This window comes from Peribacillus aracenensis (genome assembly GCF_025175645.1).
Lineage (GTDB): Bacteria > Bacillota > Bacilli > Bacillales > DSM-1321 > Peribacillus > Peribacillus aracenensis.
In genome coordinates this window covers 25,006-31,005 of record NZ_JANZMJ010000047.1, presented here as the reverse complement: position 1 = coordinate 31,005, position 6,000 = coordinate 25,006, and the positions used below count along the sequence as shown (strand labels likewise).

General features: G+C 35.7%; 5 protein-coding genes and 3 pseudogenes. 4 read left to right on the top strand and 4 right to left on the bottom strand.

Going from position 1 to position 6,000, the window contains the following annotated elements; translation table 11 throughout:
- Positions 1-193: pseudogene (locus tag N0M92_RS27315) on the top strand (IS110 family transposase); the annotation flags it as partial.
- Positions 194-639: 446 nt separating this feature from the next.
- Here N0M92_RS27315 and N0M92_RS27310 read toward each other — a convergent pair.
- The 3 genes and pseudogenes from N0M92_RS27310 to N0M92_RS27300 form a co-directional block, all read right to left on the bottom strand.
- The gene (locus N0M92_RS27310) at positions 640-1,203 is read right to left on the bottom strand and encodes a GNAT family N-acetyltransferase (protein ID WP_260288757.1); all 564 of its coding nucleotides are present in this window, start codon (positions 1,201-1,203) and stop codon (positions 640-642) included.
- A 51-nt stretch (positions 1,204-1,254) separates the two neighbouring features.
- Complete coding sequence (locus N0M92_RS27305; RefSeq protein WP_260288756.1) at positions 1,255-1,581, bottom strand: hypothetical protein; 327 nt, start codon at positions 1,579-1,581, stop codon at positions 1,255-1,257.
- A 190-nt stretch (positions 1,582-1,771) separates the two neighbouring features.
- Positions 1,772-2,327, bottom strand: a pseudogene (locus tag N0M92_RS27300) (IS110 family transposase); the annotation flags it as partial.
- 473 nt (positions 2,328-2,800) lie between these two features.
- Between N0M92_RS27300 and N0M92_RS27295 the strand changes: the two are divergent.
- From N0M92_RS27295 to N0M92_RS27285, 3 genes are read left to right on the top strand one after another with little or no spacing between them, the layout of a single operon-like run.
- Positions 2,801-3,532, top strand: coding sequence for an IclR family transcriptional regulator (locus N0M92_RS27295; protein ID WP_260288755.1), 732 nt, complete (start codon positions 2,801-2,803; stop codon positions 3,530-3,532).
- A gap of 33 nt (positions 3,533-3,565) precedes the next feature.
- On the top strand, positions 3,566-4,753 hold the full coding sequence (locus N0M92_RS27290; RefSeq protein WP_260288754.1) for an MFS transporter: 1,188 nt from the start codon (positions 3,566-3,568) through the stop codon (positions 4,751-4,753).
- Between the two features lie 14 nt (positions 4,754-4,767).
- The gene (locus N0M92_RS27285) at positions 4,768-5,223 is read left to right on the top strand and encodes a heme-degrading domain-containing protein (RefSeq protein ID WP_260288753.1); all 456 of its coding nucleotides are present in this window, start codon (positions 4,768-4,770) and stop codon (positions 5,221-5,223) included.
- 431 nt (positions 5,224-5,654) lie between these two features.
- Here the strand turns inward: N0M92_RS27285 and N0M92_RS29565 are convergent.
- Positions 5,655-5,836: pseudogene (locus N0M92_RS29565) on the bottom strand (terminase large subunit domain-containing protein); the annotation flags it as partial.
- Positions 5,837-6,000: the final 164 nt, after the last annotated feature.

Below are 6,000 nucleotides of genomic sequence, written 5' to 3'. Positions count from 1 at the left end.
CATGAGTCTGGTGATGAATAACCCTGAGTTTAAAGCCCTACACTCGAATAATGTTAAAGTGAAGAAGATTAAGAAAATGAAATCCATCATGAAACTTTGTGGAAAGCTCGCCCGTATCCTAGTAGGGATAGCTCGTAATGGCTCTGTCTATAAACCGGAAATGATCTTCCCACTTGAACAACTAGCAGCGTAAATTTACATTCACATTGTTATTTAACGAAAGTTGGCTTATCCGTAGGATTTCAAAGAAAGCACGAAGTACTGGATGTAATGAACAAAAGGGCAATGACCCGTTCCGTTAGCAAAACCGGCCTTCACCCCTTGGATAGGCATGACGAAGGAATGAAAGGGCATAGGATTATGACCCGTTGAGACATGGGAGGGAAAGCCTCCAGGGGCAGCGTGGAGAATGCGTGCAGTATATGTAATAATATGGGATTTTAAACAGGTCCCCTATTTCAATCTGCCCTCATCTTATCAAAACGGTCCTATCTCTTTCATTCATCTAAAGCAACCTATACCATGTGGTTTGAAATCCTGCGAATAAGCGAGTATTCGTGAGCATTATCTATTAAACTGAGGGAGTTCCATAAAAAAGGTGCTGCATCACCCTAGTTTTTTAAGTAAAGCTCCGTTAGCTTAATAAAGATAGCCTAAAAAATCTAGATCTCCTTCGCGCCAATCATACTTACCAACTTCTTTAATCATTAATCCCTCAATTTCTTCATAACCTATACCCCTTGTAATTTGACTTTCATGGTCGATTTTTAACCATTTACATTTGTTTGTAACTGACCTGTATCCATTTTTTAAATACAACGTTTTGTTGTCAGCAAATAACAATAAAAAATCAATATTTCTATTGCAACAAAACTGTTCAATTTCTAAGAGTAACATCGAGCCTATCCCCTGTGAGCGAATGTTTTGGGAGACACATAAATCAATTAGACCAAGTACTCTTATAGGCTCTCCGTTAAGATTCATCACTCTGTAATCTATTCCTACCTGTCCTACAAGTTGATTTTTTTCGTTAAAAGCTACAAATCTAAAATGAGGTAATTGTTTAAAATAAATTCTGTTTTTTGGAAAGTCTTCTTGAAAGCATTCGCTTAACAATTCTTGTATATTTGAAGCTAAATCATTACCCATCTCATAATCAAATACCATATCTATCTTCATATTATCTTCTCCAATTATCTTCATTAGGGCAGCCACTTTCCTATTGAACTAACGCACCCGTTAGCTTAAGTACATTTATTCACAAAATTCTTTCATTTTTCTATTTAAATCATCATAATCTTCTTTTTTAAAAGATACAGTTACTCTAGCCAGTCTTTCCGAATTTGGATAGAGGTACATTTGTTGATTGAATCTTATCCCTAAAGGTCCAATTATTCCGTAAATCAGATTTAAAATATTGAAACAATCTAAGTCTACTCCATCTTTTAAATGGTTCTTTATACTAATAACCATTAAGTTATCGATAACTTCAAATTTAGGTTTCTGGGGATGAATATTTTTAATTTCACAAATTCTTTTTACTACTTGTTTAAAAAAATCATCCCCAATATTTTTCGCCAAAAAAACACCCCTTATTTTTTAACTTTTTCACTTATATTCTACCTTAATGCATATATAACCTTTTGCAACTAACCTCCCTCAATAAACTAAACACAATCTCACGATTGCTCTAGAATTCTTAGGATTTCATAGTCATATCTTTAACCGTTATCTATGTAAGCTCGGCATTACTCCTCAAGGATAGGGATTTATTGAACACTGTCAAAAATTCGGGAAAGTAACGATCAAGCCAGTTATGAACTTGTCCCTGAACGACCTGTAAGTCAACGTTGAGAAGATCGCGAAGTTTTTTGGCCACTCGGAGTTCTGCATAAATTCCTTGTGGGATTGTTGGTTCGGCGTATCTTCCGTCTTTGACTAATTGTGCGATGACTTTTGCATCTTTCACGTCATTCTTTATAGGTGAATTATCGTCTAATTCTTTACTTCGTTTAACATGTAGTGGATTGACAGATACGAACTTAATATTATTCTCTTTTAGAAGATGAGCTAGATTTAACCAGTAGTGACCGGTTGGCTCCATGCCTACAAACTTCATTTAACTTACGGCCTTTAACAAGTTGGTTAATCCAATCTAGAAACGAATGAAATCCTGCTTTCGTATTTTCAAAGAAACACGTTTTACCTAGTTCCAATCCTCTAAAATCTTGTGCTCTAGCGACGTGATTGTGCTTGGCGATATCTACTCCGACAATTAAGGTTTCAGAAGTAATTTGAGAGATTTTATGATTTTGGTTATAATTCATTATGAGGCCTCCAAATAGATGTTTTTGTCCTTTTTCAGCTGGCCAGCTTAGGACACATTCATCTTATCAAGAGGTCTTTTTTCGTTCAAACCTCATTTTCAGTTATTACAGGAATGCTGCCACTATAGTCTATAAGGAGTACAGTCAGGAATATGCGGATTAACAACACTAAGCAAATTTTCAAGTACAACACGATAGCTTAAAGAAAAACGGAAATAGTAGCCGACGGCTACCACAATAAATTTCCTATTTGAATTGTTTTCTTTAAGAAGTATCCTGTGTAATTCCCCTCGCTGCTCTACAAGATAAATAATTCATTTCATATTTTGTGAATACTACATCTAAAAAGGTGAATATCGAAATACTATCGTTTATTTAAGGATTTGTTTCAATTATAGAAACTTTTATTCATTTTTTGATTTTTATTTCTCAACATTTTATTATGAACAACGTACGAAAGAGAGGTGAATCCATTGGAGCAATACGAAGTAGCTACATTGAAAAAAGGACTTCTAATTTTAGATGCTTTACAGGAAAAAGCTATGACACTTAGCGACGTAATACAAACATTCTCATTTAATAAATCAACGGCTTTTCGTTTGTTATATACCCTTGAAATAATGGGCTATGTCAAAAAAATTGATAATTCCTATAGTCTTACTAATAAGATGGGACCTTTATCCACTTCCTATAACTCAAAAGTAAATTGGTTATCGGTTCCACCTTTACATGAGTTGAGTAGAGAAGTTGGAGAAACGGCCTATGTTGGAATCCTTTATGGAACGGATGTAGTCACAGCACAAGTTGTTGACGGACATCATTCTATGAGGGCGCACTCAGAGGTTGGTGACCGGGCTCCTGTCCACTTAAGCGCTTTAGGAAAAGTCATATTAGCCTTTTTAGACAAAACCAAGCTCGAAAAAATCCTTAAAGAATTAACATTAGTGCAAAATACAAAAAATACATTTGAAGACTTACATTTATTAAAAGAACACCTAAAGGTCATTCGTAAGCAAGGATACGCAGTAGATGACGAAGAGACAGAAATAGGTTTACGCTGTATTGCTGCTCCTGTCATCTTTGAGGGAAATATGATTTCAGCAGTTGCGATAGCTGGTCCAGCCCTTCGGTTGAATAAAAAATTAGATAAAGCTTTAAGTAAAAAACTTATTCAATGTAGTTTGCGTATATCGAAAATGCTTTGATGGAAAAAAATCATTATTATAGAGGTGGTAAATATGAAAGGCATGTCAACAAAAGTATATATCGCCTTACTTTCTTTGGCTATTAGTGCATTTGCTATCGGTACAACCGAGTTCGTAATTGTAGGCTTACTTCAAACTGTCGCTGATGATCTATCTATTTCTGTGACAAAAGCTGGTACTTTAATTTCTGGTTATGCAGTAGCTATAGCTGTTGGAACTCCGATTGTAACAGCTATTACAGGGCGCATTCCTAAAAAAGGCTTTTTACTCATCTTAATGGTGATTTTCATATTGGGTAACGCAATGTCAGTCATTGCCGAAACATATGAAATATTAATGATCTCACGGGTTATTACTGCTATCGCTCATGGTGTGTTTTTTGCTATTGCAGCTACAGTCGCTGCCGATATCGTACCAGAAAACAAAAAAGGAACAGCTATTTCAATTATGTTTACTGGATTAACAGTCGCAACCATTGCAGGTGTTCCAATGGGGACTTATATTGGACAACACTTTGGTTGGCGCGCTACATTCGGTGCGGTAACTGTACTCGGCATTATTGGACTAATTGTAAATGTATTTGCCGTTGATAAAGTGAACAGACAAACAAATCCCCCTACTCTAAATGATGTAGGGCAACTTGTGAAAAATCAACGTATTTTACTCGCATTATTAATGACTGCCCTAGGATTTGGTGGAACCTTTACATTGTTTACCTATCTCGCCCCTATTCTCCAAGAAATTAGTGGCTATTCATCAGGATCTATTTCATTGTTACTTTTAGTTTATGGGGTTGCCGTAGCAATTGGAAACATAGTAGGTGGAAAATTGGCAAACCAGCATCCTGTTAAATCGTTACGTTTTGTATTTTTATTCCAAGGTATTGTACTTATATTACAAATGGTACTACTACCTAGTAAAGGATTAAGTATCATATCTATTATTTTGTTAGGTTTATTTGCATTTATGATGTCTTCAGGTGTTCAAGCATACATTGTAACGCTTGCTGAAAAATTAATACCTTCTGCAAAAGATATTGCCTCTGCACTAAATATATCAGCTTTTAATGTAGGGATCGCTGCAGGATCTACCTTAGGTGGTGTAGCAGTAGACCATTTAACATATTTAGATACGGCATGGATTGGTGCCATTATGGTGGCATTCGCATTTCTTCTATCCGTACTAAATTATAAATTAGATAAAAAACAAAATTTATTTTAAGGGAGAGTTTATTTATGAACTTACAACAACTTGATAACGTAGAAAACGAATTAAAATTTGATACATTTACAAATGAAGATTCTCTAAATCTGGGCATGACATTAATTGATTATGCAAAAGAAAATAATAAAGCAGTAGCTATTCATATTGAACGTAATCGAGTACCTTTATTCACACACCTAATGGATGGTACATCCGAAGAAAATATATTCTGGCTATATCGAAAAAAACGCATAGTGGATCATTACAACAGAAGCTCCCATTATATTAGAGCAAGATTCGAAGAGCAAGGAACGACTCATGATGAAAGCTCCCTTCTTCAATCATCAGATTATCAAGCTGTAGGCGGCTCTTTCCCTATTCGCATTAAAGGCATAGGCGTAATTGGAACTGTAACAGTAGCAGGGCTTACACCTCAACTTGATCATGATTATGCTGTCGAGGGAGTAAAACGTTTCTTAAAAAAATAAGGAGTTAATGAACGAATGGTAATATAACACGAAGTTAACTATTAAAGAAGAGTTAGTAGAAGAATTTGTTCAGACAATTAACAAAGCATTCCCTATTTTAAGCAGTTCTGAGGGGCACTTATCTCATAAACTACTTCGAAATAAAGAGAACCAACTCATTTTATACTCGTTGTTCATTGGAATGGTTTAAAAGATCATCTGGATGGTTTCGTAGGGAGTGCTAAATTCAAGAAATGGGACTCAATGCTTAGACGCTTCTATGATAGTCATCCAAAAGTCTTGCACTATATAGAACATGATTAATAATAAGAGCCTGGCTAGTTATAGCCAGGCTCTTACTTTATCTAATAGGGGTAACGTCAGGAGTTGGCGTTTTTAAAACGATAAGAATAAAGAGTATTGTATATCGTCCCGTACCTTGACCTGGCTTCCCATCCATCAGTACCAATGTAAAGTTCCGTGGATTGGCCTTTTTCCCTAAACCAGAAATGTGTACGCTGACATCTTTATTACTTTCAAATTGATGTATTTCATCAAATACAACGGCCCCGTCACGCAAACCATCTTTCGTTTCTCCGTTTGACATTCGGTATTTTAAAACCGATTCCGTTTTTTATTCGTGAATCTTTTCTTTGGTACGGGCCTGCATTCCTTTTAACGTGCTGCACGGACCAATAACACCATATGTTTCGTCGAACGAAGTCTTTGCCTGCTCCTCACTGTTTCAACAATAGAAACGTTATATTATCGTATAACGTGTAAAGTACTCGTTAAGAA

Excerpts from the sequence above, each read along its gene's own strand:
- N0M92_RS27310 (WP_260288757.1), bottom strand. The coding sequence starts at position 1,203 with ATGAAGATAATTGGAGAAGATAATATGAAGATAGATATGGTATTTGAT.
- N0M92_RS27290 (WP_260288754.1), top strand. The coding sequence starts at position 3,566 with ATGAAAGGCATGTCAACAAAAGTATATATCGCCTTACTTTCTTTGGCT.
- N0M92_RS27285 (WP_260288753.1), top strand. The coding sequence starts at position 4,768 with ATGAACTTACAACAACTTGATAACGTAGAAAACGAATTAAAATTTGAT.